We start from the raw sequence: 16,494 nt of genomic DNA on the forward strand, positions 1-16,494 counted from the left end.
CCCCGGCCGCAACGCCGCGCGCGCCACCGCCAGCCCGCGCGGCGCATAAAGCCGGTTGTTCTCGGCGCGCACCAGCCCGTCCGGCCCGTTATCGACATCGAGCAGGATCGCGTCATAACCACCCGGTGCCACAGCGATCGCCTCGGCGACATCGGCCTCGACCACGCGCACGCGCGGATCGTCGAGGCACCCTTTCGCCACCGCCGCCATTGGCCCGCGCGCCCAGGCGAGGATTTCGGGCACCAGTTCGGCCACCGTCACCTCGGCCTTGGGGCCGACCACGCCCAGCACCGCGCGCAACGTAAAGCCCATGCCGTACCCGCCGATCAGCACGCGCGGTGCCGCCACTCCCGCGATCCGCGCACACGCCATCGTGCCCAGCGCCTCTTCCGAGCCGTTCATCCGCGTGCTCATCAATTCGTTGCGATCGACCACGATCATGAAATCGTCGCCGCGCCGGTACAGCGTCATTTCATCGCCGCCGGGAATGCGCGCACTGTCGATCCTTTCGCGGGGCACCATGACGTTCGTCCTTCCTGTCGTAGGGGACGGCGTTAGCGCGCACGACGAACGGACGCCATGCCGGTGAAACCGTCCTACCTTACAACCCCCGCACCCGCCCGCCGCCGCGCCGTTTGAGCAGCAGCTCGCCCAGCGCCCAGACCAAGCGTCGGCGCGGTCAGGGGAGCGGCTCGGCCCTTGATAGCCGCCACCCACCACCAACCCGCATAACTCCCGCTCCAGCTCGGGCATCACCCCGACATGCGAGACAGCCCCGCGCTCGTACAGCAACGCCACCGGCTCGGCGCGCGCGACCTTGCCGTCGCTGGCATGGACCAGCTTCAGCGGCAGGCTGGCGTCCGCTGCCAGCAATACGCTCTGCACCATCCGCCCGCCCTGATTCTTCTCGGCGATCACGCGGTCGGCGCGGTGCCGCGCGGCGCACCCCGCCACCGCCTGCGCCCAGCCTTCGGGGGATAATCCCGTCACGCTTGCATCCTCCAGCACATAACCGCGCCCGTCACGCCCGAGCCCGACCGCGACGATCCCGCACGCATCGCCGCCGCGCCCGGAGTCGGTCCCGGCCGGGGGATCGACCGCGACCACCGTGCGCACCAATGCCGGGGCAACCCCCACCCGCGCCGCATCGAACTGAGCGTGTGTCCACAAAGCCCCTTCGACATCGGCAAGCAGCTCGCCCGCAATCTCCTGCCGCCCCAGCCGCGTGCCGCCATAGGCCCGCTCGATTGCCGCCAGAAAGCTCTCGGGTAGGAACACGTTCTTGTGGGAGCTCCCACCGCTTTGCGCCAAGCCCTCCAGCGCCATGATCCGGCGCAGCAACGGAGTCGGGCGCGGCGTTGTCGTCACCACCACTTGCGGGGCGTCGCCCATCCGCATCCCCAGCATCAGATTGTCCCAGGTCGCATCGCCATTGCGCCATTTGGCGAGTTCGTCGCACCAGGCGGCGGCATGTTCGGGCCCGCGCAATTTCTCCGGCGCGCTCGCCGAAAAGATCGTCGCGCGGGCCTTGGAGGCAAACTCGACTTCGGTGCCGCGCGATCGATAGCCGACCGATTCGCCCGGCCGCGCCACCGCGATCAACCCGCTTTCGCCCTCGATCATCACGCGCCGCACATCCTCGATCGTCGCGCCGACCAGCGCGATCCGCGTGCCCGGCATTGTGCGCGCGATCTCGCTCACCCATTCCGCACCCGCCCGCGTCTTGCCGAAACCGCGCCCGGCGCGGATCAGCCACACCCGCCACGGGCCGGCGGGCGGCTCCTGCCCGTCCTGCGTCCAGCGCTCCCAGCTCCAATTGAGTTCGGCCCGCTGCGCGGCGGTCAGGTCGCGCAGCACTGTTTCGCGCACGCCCGCCGGCAAGCGCGCCAGCTCCAGCATCAGCGCCCGCGCTTGCGCGCCGGAATATCGCTCGCTCATTTCGACCCCATCCGCCGTGCGAGCTGATCGAGCTTGCGCCGCAGCGCGGCGTCGGTTTCGGCCGGGGACGCCATTTTCACCCCGCGCCCGAGCGTAATCTTTCCCTCGGCGGCAGCGCGTTGCCGATTGAGCAAGCCGACCGCGAAGTGCAGATCGCTGGCCGAAATGGTGCGCTCGGCAAGCGCCGTGATCGGGCTTTGCGCCACCGCCTCGGGATCGGCGGCGGCGGGGTCGGGCGTCTCACCGACAACGCGCGCCAGCGCATAATCGAGCAGCGCCTCCTCCAGCCGTTGATAGCCGGTGGCGATCGCCTCCTCCCACGCCGCCGCGAAGGCGGCATCGCGCATCCGCGCGCGATAGCAGCTCGACTGAGCCACGCCCGCCGCCCGCACCGCCGACGTTACGTTGCACGTCGCCGCCAGCGTATCGAGGAAGCGCTTGCGCTTGGCCTTGTCGAACCCGCCCGAGCGCAACCGGCGGACTTGCAGTACGCGATTGTTCCCTGCCGTAATCCCGTCCATTCGGCCCTCCGCACAGCAAAACGGGCCGAAAGGCGTTGCCGCCCCGGCCCGTTGGCCGACCCCGAGGGGCCGACTCGCAATTCTTCATCGTTCTCTTTATGTACCAAAACAGCGCCGCGATGTCAAGCCGTTTTGTGCCTATTTGGTTATCGCGGAGCGTGCCGCCTCAAAACGTCGCCCAATCGTCACCTGCGCCGCTCTTGGTCACTATCGCCACGACCGGCAAGGTGCGCGATCGACCGGCTGGCGCTTTGCGCGCCGCCTTTGCATAGCTCCGCATCTGCGGCGGTGACCCCGCGTCCCCGATCGTGAACTGCGCAGCCTGATTCGCCAGCGAGGCGACTTCGGAGGTCAAATTGCGCGCGGCCGCCGAGGTTTCTTCGACCATCGCTGCATTCTGTTGTGTTGCCTGGTCCATCGTCCCAATCGCCGCACTGATTTCCGAGATCATGGTCGACTGCGCCGTGTTGTCGCTTGCCATCTCGCCCAAGAGCATATGAACCTCGCCGACATCCCCGGAAATCGTCGAGAGCGCGCCGTCGACCCTGTGGACGCGCTCGACCGCGGCGACGATGTCGGTCTGCGTTGCGGTCAACTGGTCGCGCGCACGCCCTGCTTCCTGCTCTGCCCGAATGGCCAGCGCCGAAACGAGATCCGCCACCACCGCAAAGCCGCGCCCGGCCTCGCCCGCCCGCCCCGCCTCGACGGCCGCGTTCATGGCGAGCACGCGCGTCTGAAACGCGATCTTGTCGAGCCCCTCGATCACGCTGTCGATGCCCTTGGCGCTTTCGCTCACTCGGTTCATCGCCTGCACCGCCTCATCGGCGATGCCGCGCCCGCCGGCGACGGTGGCGATCGCTCCGTCTGCGCGCTGCACGGTGCGCGCGGCGGCGGCGGCGGTTGCTTTTAGCCGTTGTTCGATCTGCGCGATCGCCGCCGTGGTCTGCTCCAGGCTGGCGGCATTGCCTTCGGTGCGCCGGGCGAGATCCTCGCTCGCCTGTGCGATTTCGCCCGATCCGGTGCTGATCGCCGACGCGCTCTGCGTCACCGCCGCGATCAGCGCGTTCAATCCGCTGACCGCGCTGTTGAAATTGTCCTTTAACGCGGTGAACGGTGCCTGCAGGTTAGCGGTCACCGCAACGGTCAGATCCCCTTCGGCAAGCGAAGTCAGGCCGGATCCCAGACTATCGACGATCAATTGCGCCTGCGCCTGCTTCGAGGCTTCGGCAGCTTGCAACTGGTCGCGAAACGCCAGCATCGCCTGCGCCATATCGCCCAGTTCGTCAGCGCGATCCGCCCCGACCACCGCGACGCCCAGATTGCCCGCGCCGAGTTCGCGCATCGTGTCGGCAAGGCCCGCAATCGGGCGGATAACATGGCGGATAGCCGCCATTACGAGCGCCGAGGTCCCGGCGATGCCCAGCAGGACAATCAGGATCAACGCGACCATTGCCACGATCCCTACGATCTTGCCGGAATCGGACGCTTGCTTGGCATTTGCCGTAATCGCGTCCGACGCCTTCCCCATCGAAACCTCAAGAGTGCGGAACTGATCGAAAAATCCCGGAAGATCCGCCCGGGCCCCCGTCGGATCGGTCTTGATCCGAGCGATGATCTGCGTCGCGGAGGTCGCATAAGCCTCCATCGGCGCGACCAATTTGGTCGTGACGGCCGCAACGTCGGCGGAGCCGGTGTAACTGCCGTCGGCGGCGATCCCGTCGCGCAGCGCTTTCAGATGTTCGTCAAAGTCCTTCACGACATCGTCCATCTTGATGCCGCTATGGGGCGTGGTCGATTCGAACGCGGCGAGGACGTCGCTGCGGATCGCGTCGTGCATCATGTCAGCCAGTTCATGATTGGCAAGCAGCGCACCCGCCTCGTTTTGCCGCTCCAACGCGGCCGACTGTAACCAGGCGGCGGCAATCCCGCTGCCACCGCTCACCACCATCAGACTGAGCAGCGCGACCCCCGCGATCCGGATCGCGCGAGCGAGCGACATCTTGGCCAGGCCGCCGCTAAAATTATTGGATGTCATTTTGGCCAACCCCTTCAAATGGACTCGATGATCAACGTCCGTGGAAGCGAAGCATTGCGTCACCGAACATGTCGCCCGGTCGCTCGCGAGTAGTTCGCGTCCCCCACAAGTCCCCTCAGCCATCCTATAATAGACTATATTTTGAAAACGGGCGTGGGCTCGTCTGGGAAATGATCGATGCGCTGGCTCTCTGCTTCCGTTGTTGCTCTGACGATACTCTGCGGTCGCCCGGCCTTTGCGCAATCGGACGCGCCTGACCGCGCCGCCGCTGCCCCCGAACCGCGTCCGATCACCTTTGACGGCCGCTATGTCATCGATCTTATCGGCGTCGCGGCCGGCGGCGAGGCGCGCCAGACCGACATTCTGGACAATCTCGAACTTACCGCCGACGCGGATCTCTCGCGTCTGGTCGGATGGCGCGGCGCGAAGGCCCGGGTACATCTGCTGAGCAATCACGGCCGCGCCATCAACGATGCTGCTGGCACACTGCAGGGGATCGACAATATCGAAGTGCCTGATGGCCGGATCAAACTCTACGAAGCGTGGATCGAGCAGGCCTTCGCCGGAGGCCGCGCCGCGCTGTTGGTCGGGCTGGCCGATCTCAACGCCGATTTCTACCAGAATGACGGGGCGGCGATCCTGATGGCTCCCGCCTTTGGCGTGGGGTCGGAACTGGCCGCGACTGGCCCTAATGGTCCGTCGATCTTTCCCTCGACCGCGTTGATGGCCCGGCTGAATGTTACGATCGGTACGTCAGGCTATGCGCGCGCTGCCGTGGTCAACGCGCGCGCGGGCGTGCTCGGCGATCAATATGGCGTTGACCTGACCATGCATGACGGCGCGCTGCTCATCGCCGAGGCGGGAACCACGCGCGGCGGAAAACTGGCGGTCGGGCTATGGCGCTACACCCGGCGGCAGGACGACATTCGCGTGATCGATGTCGATGGCAACCCGGTCCACCGCGCTGCAATGGGGGCCTATCTGCTGGTCGATCAGCATATCGCGGGCGGGGATGCGCACGCGCTGTCCTTGTTCCTGCGCGCCGGGCTTTCGGAGGGGAAGACCACACCGTTCCGCGGCGGGTTTCAGATCGGGGCCCATATCCGGGGTGTCGTTCCCGGCCGCCCCGAAGGCCGTTTGTCGTTCGGCCTCGCCCACGGGCTGCTGTCGAGCGGCTATCGGGCCAATGTGGCCGATACCGGCGAACGCGCCGCATCGGCCGAAAACGGGATCGAGATCACCTATCAGGATCGTCTGGCACCGTTCCTGACGATTCAGCCCGATCTGCAATATATCCGGCGCGCCTGCACCGAGGGCGGCGATCGGGATACGCTGGTGCTGGGCTTGCGGATGATCGCGACCTTCGGTCGCCATTGATCCTGCAGCAGCCCGGCACCAGCAGCCGGTTACGTTAGCGGCAGCGCAACTGCGTATTGTTCTGGTCGACGTCTTGCCGACCACGCCGCCGGCAATCGCGCCAAGCAGCGTGCCGACTCCGCGCGAATGCCCGCCCGCGATCAGGTTGCCGAGCACACCGCCGCCAACCGCGCCGGCGATCAAGCCGGTCGTGCCGTCGTTGCGCTTGCAATAGAGCTGCCCGTCGCTGCCGCGGTAGACGCGGTCGTCGGAACTCAGCACGCGCTCCTGATAACGCGGATCGTCTCGATAATAACGTGCGGGGTCATAACCGCCTTCGTCGCGGTCATCGCCACGCGGATCGTAATATGGCCGCGGCGGCGGGGCATAGCCGCGCGCGCGGGCACGCTGGTAGCGGTCGAATTCCTGGCGGAACACCGCAAGCTCGTTATCGAAGCGCTGCTGCGCTTGCTGGAAGCGCTGGTCGTCGGCTGGGCTCTGCGCCAGCGCCGGGGCCGCAGTCGCCAGGCACGACCCAGCGATCAGTGCCGCCAGCATCGGCGCACTACGAAAAAAACGGCTCATCGGGGGAACTCCTTGGATGTTACGGCGCGACAACGATGCACCGCGACTTTGGTTGCGACAAGGAACCGCCTAGGCGATGGCCGCGATCACGCCACGCCATGCCGCAACCTCGTCATCGCTACGGTGCGTCACCGTGACCGGGCCCGCTGTCCGTGTCGCCAGATCGACATCGACCGATCCTGCCCATTCGAAGGTCGCATTGCCGGACAACCGCACCATACCATCGGCACTCGCCTCGGCGCGAACGAGTCCGCCACGATTGAACACCGTGATGTTGCGACCGAATGCACACTTTCCGGTCAGGCACGCGGCATAGGTCGACGCCGCCATCGCGCTGCCGCAACTGTCGGTCAGCCCCACCCCGCGTTCGAACGTGCGCACGAACAGCGCATCCTCGCCGCGTAGCTCGACAAAGGAGACGTTCGCGCGGTTGGGCAGCCAGGCGGGTGCCGCTTCGCACCGCTCGCCCAGCGCAACCAGTTCGGCCTCGTCGACCGAATCGACGAAGCTCACCAGATGCGGATTGGGGATCGCCACCGCAGTAAAGACGCGTGCGCTGCCAAGCGCTGGGATCGGCGCATCGACAATCCGCTCCGCGCCCACCGTCATCGGCCACTGCGTCACGTCGAGATTGACCGGCCCGGCCACTTCGCGGATCGTCGCCACGCCCGGTGCGAGGTCAGGATCGCGCCACACCTCGACCGTCGATGTCTGCAACCGCATCGCCGCGCGCTCGATGCCGAGCGCCTCGAACCCAAGACGCGCCACGCAGCGCACGCCGTTCAAACACGTCTCGGCTTCGCTGCCGTCGGAATTGAACATGCGAAAGCCCATCGCGTGGAGCGCATCCCCCGCCGTCAACAGCAACAGCCCGTCGCCGCCGACGCTGCCGTTCCGATCCGCCAGCGCCACCGCGATCCGTGCCCAGCTGTCGTCGTCCAGCGTCAGCGCGCGCGCGTCCACCAGGGGGAAGTCATTCCCCGAACCATGACATTTGATGAAATCGATGTGCATGTCTGTGGCCTTAGCGGGGCGGCCCGCGCGACGATAGCTACAGCCGCACGACGAACCCGGTATCCGGCGCGGCCTGCCCCGCCACCTGCGTGCGCCAGATACGTTGCAACGCCTCGATGCCCTGGCCATGCTCGACGTGAATCAGCCCCGCCGCGACGGCGACAAAGCCAGTCCATTGCGCCGCGACGGCTGCATTGAACCCTTCCTGCCCGATCTCGCCAATCAGCGCGGTCGCGGCATTGGGTGCAAAGAACCATACCGGCTTCGGGTCCGGCAGCAGCGCGGTTTCGCCACCTGCGTCATGATGCGTCACGCCCACGCGCAGGCATTGCGCCACCCGGTCCGGCAGCGCAGCGTAGGCTGCCTGCAACAGCGCCGCATTTCCGGCAAAATCGATGAGGACAGCCTCGGCGAGGCTCCCCAGACCATTGATCGCGTCATAAGCCAGCACCGCATCGTACAGCCCGGTCTTTTTCGACAAAGCCGACATGCGCGGCGCTGGTCAAACCGATCCGGCGGATTTGCGGGCTGCCTTCGCGCAGCACATAGGCTGTGCCCAGCGCGGTCTTGCTCGACGCACTGGTCAGCACGACGGTGTCGGTGCCGTACCAACCCGCGCGGCGCAGTGTGTCCTCGATCAGGAAGCTGGTCAGGAACAAGGGCTCGAACAGCATCCGCAAATCCTCCCGCGCCGCATCGTGCGCCGGGTCAGCCTGGAGCCGCCGATACTGGTTGTAGACCGCGCTCATCGGCTGGCGATGCGCCGCCATGTCGCGAAACAGCCCGGCCGAAATCTTGCCCGGTTGCACGATCAGATGCGACGCCATCGGCAGGAAGCCATAAACCCGCTCGCCCACCGCAATGTCCGCGACGCGCGACGCGACCACGCGGGCATAGCCCCAGGCCGGCACGATCCCCCAGCCTTCGGGCGCGGGGAAGAAATTCCAATATCCGATCTGCGCGCCGACCACGCCATAGGTCACGGTGTTGGCGGTCACCGCGAACGCCTCGATCTGCAGCAGGATTTCACCCTCGCCCGGCTCGGGGGCCAGCGTCTCGTTGACCGCCACCTGCGTCAGCGCATCGCGCCGCACCATCATTTCGCGCTTGATCGGCATCCTCTTCCCCCAACGATCCACCTCATCGCAACCCATAATGATCGCCCAGGCGATCAAGCGCCAGTGTCAGTACGATTCGCCCGGCCCGCTGCGGCCACCCGAGTGCGCGCTCGGCGATGGGCAGCCCTTCGCCCGCACACACCACGCGCCACGCGACGTCGCGCAAGCCGCCACCAAGCCCGGCCATCGCCGCATCGAAGCGCCGTTTTGCAGCTATCTGCGCCAGTGTCGGATCGAGCCCGCTAGCGCCGCCATCCACCCGTGCCGCCCACTGCATCGTCACCCGCGGGGCGAGCGCCGCCATTTCATAGTCCGCGCGCAAGCGCTCCCCCGCCTCGAACTGCCGCGCATCGATCTTGCCATGCGCCCGCAGCCAGCTGAGCGGCGATTCGCCGACATGCACACTGACGCTGCGCCGAGGCCGATGCGTGCGCGGTGTCGCCGCGCCGCGCACCACACCGCATTCCTCGATCGCTCGCTCCACCAGTTCCCGCATCGCCGTTTCCTCTCACATCGCTTCCGCGAAAAGCGTTGCCATGAGGCCACGGATGTAGGACAGCAAAAAACCAATTTGGTTAGAAGGCTGGCATGATCACCGCTATCCGCGAAGTCCGGCGCGCCAAGGGCATGACGCTCGACGATGTCGCGCGCGCGTGTATACCGCCAACCACCGCGCAGACGATCGGTCGCCTGGAAACCGGCACGCGCACCGTCTCGGTCGGTTGGCTGAACCGGATCGCCGCAGCATTGGGGGTGCGCGCAGCCGATCTGGTCACCTTGCCCGACCGCGCCGACATCGCCGTGGCCGCAATCCTCGATACGACCGGAGCGCATGCCCCCAAGCGCCCGGCGACCGTCGTCCCCCCGGCCCCCGCACCCGAGCATGTCGCGGTGTCGGTCCAGGCCGGCGTGGGGGACTATCGTGCTGGCGACACCATCTGGTGCGTGCGTATTCCACCGGCAGATTTCGCCCAGGCGCTCAACCGCGACGTTCTCGTTCCGCGCCCGGCAGGCCGTTTCCTGTTCGCACGCCTGATCGGGCGCGAGGACGGGAAGCTCCACCTTCTCCCGCTCGGCCCCGGTGCCCGCCAGCAAGTCGTCACCGATCCGCCATGGATCGCCACCGCCGTTACATTGGTTCGCGCTTTATGATCCGCACCCTGCTCTTCGCCGCGCTCCTCGCCGTGCAAGGCGCGGCTCCGCCACCGGCACCCCCGCCGCCCGTCACCACGGCGCAGATCCTCAACCGCTACCCGCATGACACCAGCGCCTTTACCGAAGGTCTGCTGATCGACCACGGCGTGCTGTACGAAAGCACCGGGCGGGAGGGACAATCGGACATTCGCCGCGTCGACTTGGCAAGCGGCCGCGTCCTGGCACGGACGAAATTGCCGCCGAGCCTGTTTGGTGAAGGCATCGTTGCATGGAAACAGCAACTGTTCAGCGTCACCTGGCATGGCGGCCAAGGGTTTCGCTGGTCGCTCCCGGGTCTCAAGCGCTCCGGCGGATTCCGCTATAGCGGCGAAGGCTGGGCGATGACCGATGACGGGCACGCGCTGATCCTGTCGGACGGCACGCCGGTGTTGCGCTTTCTCGATCCGACCACTCAGAAGGTCGTCCGGCGCGTGACGGTGACGATCAACGGCCGCTTGCTCGACCAGATTAACGAGCTCGAATATGTCGATGGCGAGCTGCTCGCCAATATCTGGATGACGCACTATATCGCGCGGATCGATCCGGTCAGCGGCAAGGTGCTCGGCTTCATCGACCTGTCCCCGCTCCTCGCGCAGGTGCAACTGACCGACCCCGATTCGGTTGCCAACGGCATCGCGTATGATCGCGCGGCGCGGAAGCTCTACGTCACGGGCAAGAACTGGCCTGCGCTGTTCGAGATCGCGCGACCCAAGGGGGCGTGATCCGGCTCTTCGCGATTTTGGGCAGGCTCTTGCCATGCAACAGGAAATGACGGTAGCGGCGGCGCGCGTCTGAAGGGCGACCGCGCGTCGGGACCCAAGCGGTTGAGAAGGGTCTGTTGGTTATGACGCACGCACCGTCGGCTTCGTCCCCGCCCCGCCAGGATGGTCTGCGCCGCCGCATCGGCTGGTTGTTCACGATCTTGATCCTGGCGAATATCGGCGCGTGGATTTGGGCGTTCACGCTGTTTCACGAACGCCCGCTGATGCTGGGCACCGCCCTGCTCGCCTGGGGTCTGGGGCTGCGCCACGCGGTCGATGCCGATCATATCGCCGCCATCGACAACGTCACCCGCAAGCTGATGCAGGATGGCCAGCGCCCGGTCAGCACGGGCTTCTGGTTTGCGATCGGCCATTCCGGGATCATCGCAATCGCGTCGGTGGCCGTCGCGCTGACGGCGAGCGCACTCGCCGGCATGGCGGTGCTAAAGCAGATTGGCGGCACCGTCGCCACCATCGTGTCGGCGGGGTTCCTGTTCGCCATCGCGGCGACCAATCTCATCATCCTGCGCGCGGTGTGGAAGACCTTTGCCCATGTCCGCGCGGGCGGTGCCTATGTCGATGAGGATATCGACTTGCTGCTGGCCGGGCGCGGCATCTTGGCGCGGGTGTTTCGACCGATGTTCCGCTTAGTCAACCGACCGTGGCACATGGCCCCGCTCGGTTTCCTGTTCGGGCTGGGCTTCGACACGGCGACCGAGGTCGCGATCCTCGGGCTGTCCGGACAGCAGGCCGCCGATGGCACCGCGATCGGCACCATCCTCGTGCTGCCGCTGCTCTTTGCCGTGGGCATGGCGCTGATCGATACCGCTGACGGGGTCGTCATGTTGGGGGCGTATGAATGGGCCTTCGTCAAACCGATCCGCAAACTCTATTACAACATCACCATCACGCTGATGTCGGCAGTCGTCGCGATCGTGATCGGCGGCATCGAGGCGCTGGCGCTGATCGGCGGAAAGCTGGGGTTGGCGGGCTGGCCGTGGGAGACGGCGGCACGGCTGGGCGAGCAATTCAACACGCTCGGGTTTGCCATCATCGGCCTCTTCGTGCTGTGCTGGATCGTCAGCTTCGGCATCTATCGCTGGAAACGCTTCGACGAGATCGAGGTCCGCCTGCCCGGCTGAACCCGGCCAACATGCCGCATTGGCATTGCCTGCGAACTCGGTTAAGCGGTGCTCGAATTCTCCGGAGAAATCCGGGGGTTCATGATCGCACCGGTGCCCCGCGAGGGGCTTGAATGGGAATGTGGTGCGGGAGCGTGCTCCCAAATCCACAGCTGTCCCTGCAACTGTAAGCGGATAGTGCGATGCGCAGGTCTCCCCTTTGCGGGAGCAGCCACTGGAACGCCACGCAAGTGGGGATCTGGGAAGGTGCGTATCAAACGGTGACCCGTGAGCCAGGAGACCTGCCAGTGCACCGGTCGCTCTTGCCCAGATCCAGGGGATGGTCTTGGCACGGTACTTCTCCGTCTGGGCGACGAAACTGTGCGGCTGGGGCTGCACGGTCGTGCGGCCATGGGCGCTCTCGCGTCGGTCCGGGTCGCACGCCGACCGGTCATGCGCCGGCAAGCCCCGTCCTGTGTTCGTCCTGGCGCGGGGAGATGTACCATGTCCGATCTTTCCAAGATCCCCGTCACCATCGTCACCGGCTTCCTCGGGGCCGGAAAAACCACCGTGATCACGCACCTGATCCGCAACGCTGGCGGCCGGCGGCTCGCGGTCGTCGTCAATGAATTCGGCACGCTCGGCATCGACGGAGATATTCTACAGGGCTGCGCCATTCCGGATTGCCCTGCGGAAAACATCGTCGAACTGGCCAATGGCTGCATCTGCTGCACCGTCGCCGACGATTTCATTCCGACCGTCGAACGCTTGCTGGCACTCGACCCTCGGCCCGATCATATCCTGATCGAGACCTCCGGCCTCGCCCTGCCCAAACCCTTGTTGAAGGCGTTCGACTGGCCCGCGATCCGCAGCCGCATCACCGTCGATGGCGTCGTCGCGCTGGCCGATGCCGAGGCGGTGGCGGCAGGCCGCTTCGCACCCGATCTCGCAGCGCTGGAGGCGCAACGCGCCGCCGACCCCGGCATCGACCATGAAACCCCGTTGTCCGAAGTGTTTGGGGACCAATTGGCCTGTGCCGATATCGTCCTGCTCACCAAGATCGATCTGGCGGGTCCCGAAGGCGTGGCAGCGGCACGCGCGATTATCGCCGCCGAGGCACCGCGACCGGTGCCGATCCTCGAGCTGACCGACGGCGTGGTCGATCCGCGCGTAATTCTGGGGCTTGGCGCGGCCGCCGAAGACGATATCGCGGCGCGTCCGTCGCATCACGATGGCGACGACGATCACGAGCATGACGATTTCGACAGCATCGTGCTCGACATCGGCGAAATCGCCGATCCCGCCGATCTGGCTGCCCGGATCGTGCGCATCGCGCAGCAGCACCAGATCTTGCGCGTGAAGGGATATGCTGCGGTGGCGGACAAGCCGATGCGGCTGCTGGTCCAGGCGGTCGGCACGCGCGTGCGCTACCATTATGACCGTCCGTGGCGGCCGGGTGAAGCGCGGCGCACCACGCTGGTCGTCATTGCCGAGCGCGACCATATCGATGGTGAGGCGTTGCATACGGCGCTGGTCGGCTGAGGCCAGCCCGTGCACGTCCTCTTCCGCGAAAGCCACGGTCTGGAGGAAGCCGCGATCCCGCAGGATCTGGGGCAGACCCCGGCTGACCTGGTCATCCTGTCCTTTTCGGACAGCGACCTTGGTGCGTTCGCGGGCGCATGGCACTCCGCGCGAAGATCCGGGCAAACGCTGCCTTCGCTCCGGTTGGCCAATCTCGCAGCGCTCGGCCATCCGCTGTCGGTCGACACCTATGTCGAGCGCACGCTGAGCGGTGCCAAAGCGATCCTCATCCGGCTCATCGGCGGCATGCCCTATTGGAGTTACGGGTTGCAGCAGGTCGAACTGCTTGCGCGGGCACGGGGGATTGCACTGGCGGTGTTGCCCGCCGATGGTCGCGCCGACGCACGGCTGGACGCCGTCTCCACCCTGTCCGCGCAGACGCTGCGCGCGCTGGCGCGCTTGTGCGACGAAGGCGGGCCCGAAGCGAGCGGAGCCGCGTTGACGCTGCTGGCGCGCGCCGCAGGATTGTGTTGGGACGATACGGTCACGCCCCGATCGTTGCCGCTGGCGGGCGGATGGCATCCCGATTGCGGGGTGGTCGATCCGGCCACTTTTGCGCGTGATCCCGATCGACCGCTGATCTTGCTCGTCTTCTACCGCGCTTATCTCGCGGCGCAGGACCTTGACCCCTTTGCCGCGCTGCATGGCACGTTCGAGCAGCGCGGTTTTGCGACTCTGTCGCTGTTCGGACCGTCGCTGAAGCACCCGCAAACGCGCGACCGGATCGCGGCGTGGATCGGCACACTATCGCCCGTCGCAATCCTCAACGCGACCGCATTTTCGGCGCGGGGCGAGGCTGGGGAAACACCGCTCGACGCGGCGGGGGTACCGGTGTTTCAAGTGGCGCTGGCAACCTCGGGACGCGCCGCCTGGGCAGACGGCACGCGCGGCCTGTCACCTGCCGATCTCGCCATGCATGTCGTATTGCCCGAGATTGACGGTCGGCTATTCGCCGGGGTCGCCAGTTTCAAGGAAGCGGGCACGCGCGATCCGCTGCTCGAATTTGCCCGGACCGCGCATCGGGCCGAGCCCGAGCGGATCACCGCGATCGCGGACCGGGTCGCTGGTTGGACTAGGTTGGCGGCCAAAGCCGTCGGCGAACGGCAAGTGGCGCTGGTCCTGTCCACCTATCCCGCAAGACCTATCAGATGGCCCATGCCGTCGGACTGGATGCGCTGGCATCGGCCGAGGCGATTTTGGCCGATCTGGCAAGCGCGGGATATGACGCAGAGACGCGCGACGACCTCGCCGAGGGGCTTCGCTCCGACACTTTGACCTGGCCGCTGGCTGACTATCGCCGCGCGCTGGCGGCATTGCCCGAGGCCTTGCGACACGATCTTGCCGCATCGTGGGGTGAACCCGAAGACGATCCAGCACTCTTGGACGGGATGTTCCGGTTTGCGGCGGTGCGCGCCGGGCGCACACTGGTGGCACTGCAGCCAGAACGTGGTGCCAGCACCGGGCGCGATCAGGAATATCACGACCTCACCCGATGCCCGCGCCATGGCTATGTCGCTTTCTATCTATGGCTGCGCGCGATCGGCACCGACGCGATCGTCCATGTGGGGGCACATGGCACGCTGGAATGGTTGCCGGGCAAATCGGTCGCGCTGTCGCAAGGCTGCTGGCCCGAAGCTCTGCTTGGGCCGTTGCCCTTCATCTACCCGTTCATCGTCAACGACCCCGGCGAGGCAGCACAAGCCAAGCGCCGCATCGGTGCCGTCACCATCGGCCACGTCCCGCCACCCTTGGCCCCGTCAGGTACGGGGGCCGGGCTTGGGCGGATCGAGGCGCTGCTCGACGAATTTTCCAATGCCGACGGGCTCGATCCGGCGCGCCGCGACCGATTGCAGGCCGATATTCGCGCCGAGGCCGAAGCGCTGGGACTGGAGGCCGAGCTTGGCCTGGATCGCGCGACCCGCTTGAGCGACGCGATCACACGCATCGACCGCTTCGTCTGCGACGTGAAGGAAAGCCAGTTCACCGATGGCCTGCACGTGTTCGGCCGTGGAGCGCAGGGGGCGGCGGAAAGCGCCGGCCTGCTCGCAGCGCTGGCCGGGCGGCGCGTGGCGGCCGGGCCGTCGGGCTCTCCCTATCGCGGGCGCAGCGACGTGCTGCCGACCGGACGCAACCTCTACACGATCGACCCGCGCGCAATCCCGTCGCGTTCGGCGCACGAACAGGGCGTGGTGCTGGCGGAGGAATTAATCCGCCGCCATTTGCAGGATCATGGCGACTATCCGCGCGCTGATCGTCGATCTGTGGGGATCGGCAACCATGCGCACCGCAGGCGAAGAATTTGCGATGGCGCTGCATCTGCTTGGGGCAAAGCCGGTCTGGGACACCGCCTCGGAGCGAGTCAGCGGAATCGAAATCCTGCCGCTCGCGCTGCTCGACCATCCACGGATCGACGTGACCTTGCGCGTGTCCGGGCTGTTCCGCGATGCCTTCCCCACGCTGCCGGTGCTCTTCGGACAAGCGGTGCGCGCGCTCGCCGCACGCGAAGAACCCCCCGACTGGAATCCCTTTGCAGGCCGGATCGCGACGGCGCGAGTCTATGGGCCGCGGCCCGGCGCTTATGGCGTTGGGCTTGGCGAGACGATCGATCTATATACCGACGACGCGCGACGCGCGGCTGGCGAAGCCTGGCTTGCGGCATCTGCCTATCCGCTCGATTTGCCGGAGGGACAGGCGGGGCCCGACGCCCAGGGCTTGCGCGATCGGGTCGCGGAGACGGATGCGTTCGTCCATCTCCAGGATTTGCCCGAAACCGACCTGCTGCTGGCCGCCGACTATGCGGCGCATGAAGCGGGGTTCGCCGCCGCAAGGGCGATCGTGGCCGCACCCGTCGCGCTCTACCATCTCGACCATCGCGATCCGGCTCGGCCCGCAGCGCGCACGCTGACCGAGGAACTGGCGCGGGTGGTCCGCGCGCGCGCGGCGCATCCGGGCTGGGTGGCGGGGATGATGCGCCACGGGTTTCGCGGCGGGGCGGAATTGGCGGCGACGCTGGACCATCTGGGCACGTTCGCGCACCTCTCCGCCAGCGTGCCGCCACAACTGTTCGACCTCTATTACGATGCCACGCTCGGCCAAGCCGAGGTGCGGGCGTTCTGGAGCGCGACAATCCGGGCGCGCTGGCGGCGATGGAGGCGCGCTTTGCCGCGCTCCATGCCGCCGGGCTGTGGCCGACGCGCCGCAATTCGATCTCGCGCAGTTGCAGGGGGTCGCATGAGCCCCTTCATCGTAAAGGGCTGGTGCCCCGATGCG

Annotated in this window: 12 protein-coding genes, 3 pseudogenes and 1 riboswitch; of the genes and pseudogenes, 6 read left to right on the plus strand and 9 right to left on the minus strand. The window is 66.7% G+C overall.

Features of this window, described 5'->3' with window-relative positions:
- From NW75_RS15855 to NW75_RS15870, 4 genes and pseudogenes are all read right to left on the minus strand, one after another.
- On the minus strand, window positions 1–522 hold a 522-nt coding region (locus NW75_RS15855), incomplete at its 3' end, for a spermidine synthase (RefSeq protein ID WP_033966148.1).
- Between the two features lie 79 nt (window positions 523–601).
- Window positions 602–1,899, minus strand: a pseudogene (locus NW75_RS15860) (DNA-packaging protein).
- A 35-nt stretch (window positions 1,900–1,934) separates the two neighbouring features.
- Window positions 1,935–2,459 (minus strand): hypothetical protein, encoded by a 525-nt coding sequence (locus NW75_RS23110; RefSeq protein ID WP_052192456.1) that lies wholly within the window; start codon window positions 2,457–2,459, stop codon window positions 1,935–1,937.
- A 166-nt stretch (window positions 2,460–2,625) separates the two neighbouring features.
- Window positions 2,626–4,494, minus strand: coding sequence for a methyl-accepting chemotaxis protein (locus NW75_RS15870; RefSeq protein ID WP_231565251.1), 1,869 nt, complete (start codon window positions 4,492–4,494; stop codon window positions 2,626–2,628).
- Window positions 4,495–4,671: 177 nt separating this feature from the next.
- On the opposite strand from NW75_RS15870, the gene NW75_RS15875 reads away from it, so the two are divergent.
- The gene (locus tag NW75_RS15875) at window positions 4,672–5,871 is read left to right on the plus strand and encodes a carbohydrate porin (protein WP_033966149.1); all 1,200 of its coding nucleotides are present in this window, start codon (window positions 4,672–4,674) and stop codon (window positions 5,869–5,871) included.
- A 126-nt stretch (window positions 5,872–5,997) separates the two neighbouring features.
- Here the strand turns inward: NW75_RS15875 and NW75_RS23955 are convergent.
- The 5 genes and pseudogenes from NW75_RS23955 to NW75_RS15890 all read right to left on the minus strand — a co-directional run.
- Window positions 5,998–6,435: pseudogene (locus NW75_RS23955) on the minus strand (glycine zipper 2TM domain-containing protein); the annotation flags it as partial.
- A 69-nt stretch (window positions 6,436–6,504) separates the two neighbouring features.
- On the minus strand, window positions 6,505–7,449 hold the full coding sequence (dapF, locus tag NW75_RS15880; protein WP_033966150.1) for a diaminopimelate epimerase: 945 nt from the start codon (window positions 7,447–7,449) through the stop codon (window positions 6,505–6,507).
- Between the two features lie 37 nt (window positions 7,450–7,486).
- A complete protein-coding gene (locus NW75_RS26735) occupies window positions 7,487–7,939 on the minus strand; it encodes a DUF2855 family protein (RefSeq protein ID WP_231565252.1) in 453 nt (150 codons plus the stop codon).
- Window positions 7,887–8,567, minus strand: coding sequence for a DUF2855 family protein (locus NW75_RS26740; RefSeq protein ID WP_231565253.1), 681 nt, complete (start codon window positions 8,565–8,567; stop codon window positions 7,887–7,889). Before NW75_RS26740 ends, NW75_RS26735 begins: the two co-directional genes overlap by 53 nt.
- Before the next feature lie 22 nt (window positions 8,568–8,589).
- A complete protein-coding gene (locus NW75_RS15890; protein WP_033966151.1) occupies window positions 8,590–9,063 on the minus strand; it encodes a DUF6456 domain-containing protein in 474 nt (157 codons plus the stop codon).
- A 92-nt stretch (window positions 9,064–9,155) separates the two neighbouring features.
- Here NW75_RS15890 and NW75_RS15895 point away from each other — a divergent pair, with 92 nt between their 5' ends.
- The 5 genes and pseudogenes from NW75_RS15895 to cobN all read left to right on the plus strand — a co-directional run.
- Window positions 9,156–9,719, plus strand: a complete 564-nt coding sequence (locus NW75_RS15895) for a helix-turn-helix domain-containing protein (protein ID WP_033966152.1) — start codon at window positions 9,156–9,158, stop codon at window positions 9,717–9,719.
- A complete protein-coding gene (locus tag NW75_RS15900) occupies window positions 9,716–10,483 on the plus strand; it encodes a glutaminyl-peptide cyclotransferase (protein ID WP_033966153.1) in 768 nt (255 codons plus the stop codon). The genes NW75_RS15895 and NW75_RS15900 overlap by 4 nt, the downstream gene beginning before the upstream one ends.
- A gap of 122 nt (window positions 10,484–10,605) precedes the next feature.
- Entirely contained in the window at window positions 10,606–11,664 is a 1,059-nt protein-coding gene (locus NW75_RS15905; RefSeq protein WP_052192457.1) for a HoxN/HupN/NixA family nickel/cobalt transporter, read from the plus strand.
- Window positions 11,665–11,738: 74 nt separating this feature from the next.
- A riboswitch (cobalamin riboswitch) is annotated at window positions 11,739–11,967 on the plus strand.
- Between the two features lie 180 nt (window positions 11,968–12,147).
- Window positions 12,148–13,185, plus strand: coding sequence for a cobalamin biosynthesis protein CobW (gene cobW / locus NW75_RS15910; RefSeq protein WP_033966154.1), 1,038 nt, complete (start codon window positions 12,148–12,150; stop codon window positions 13,183–13,185).
- Window positions 13,186–13,194: 9 nt separating this feature from the next.
- A pseudogene (cobN, locus tag NW75_RS15915) lies at window positions 13,195–16,451 on the plus strand (cobaltochelatase subunit CobN); the annotation flags it as partial.
- Window positions 16,452–16,494 lie beyond the last annotated feature (43 nt).

The sequence above is a fragment of the Sphingomonas sp. Ant H11 genome (assembly GCF_000797515.1).
Classification (GTDB): Bacteria; Pseudomonadota; Alphaproteobacteria; order Sphingomonadales; family Sphingomonadaceae; genus Sphingomonas.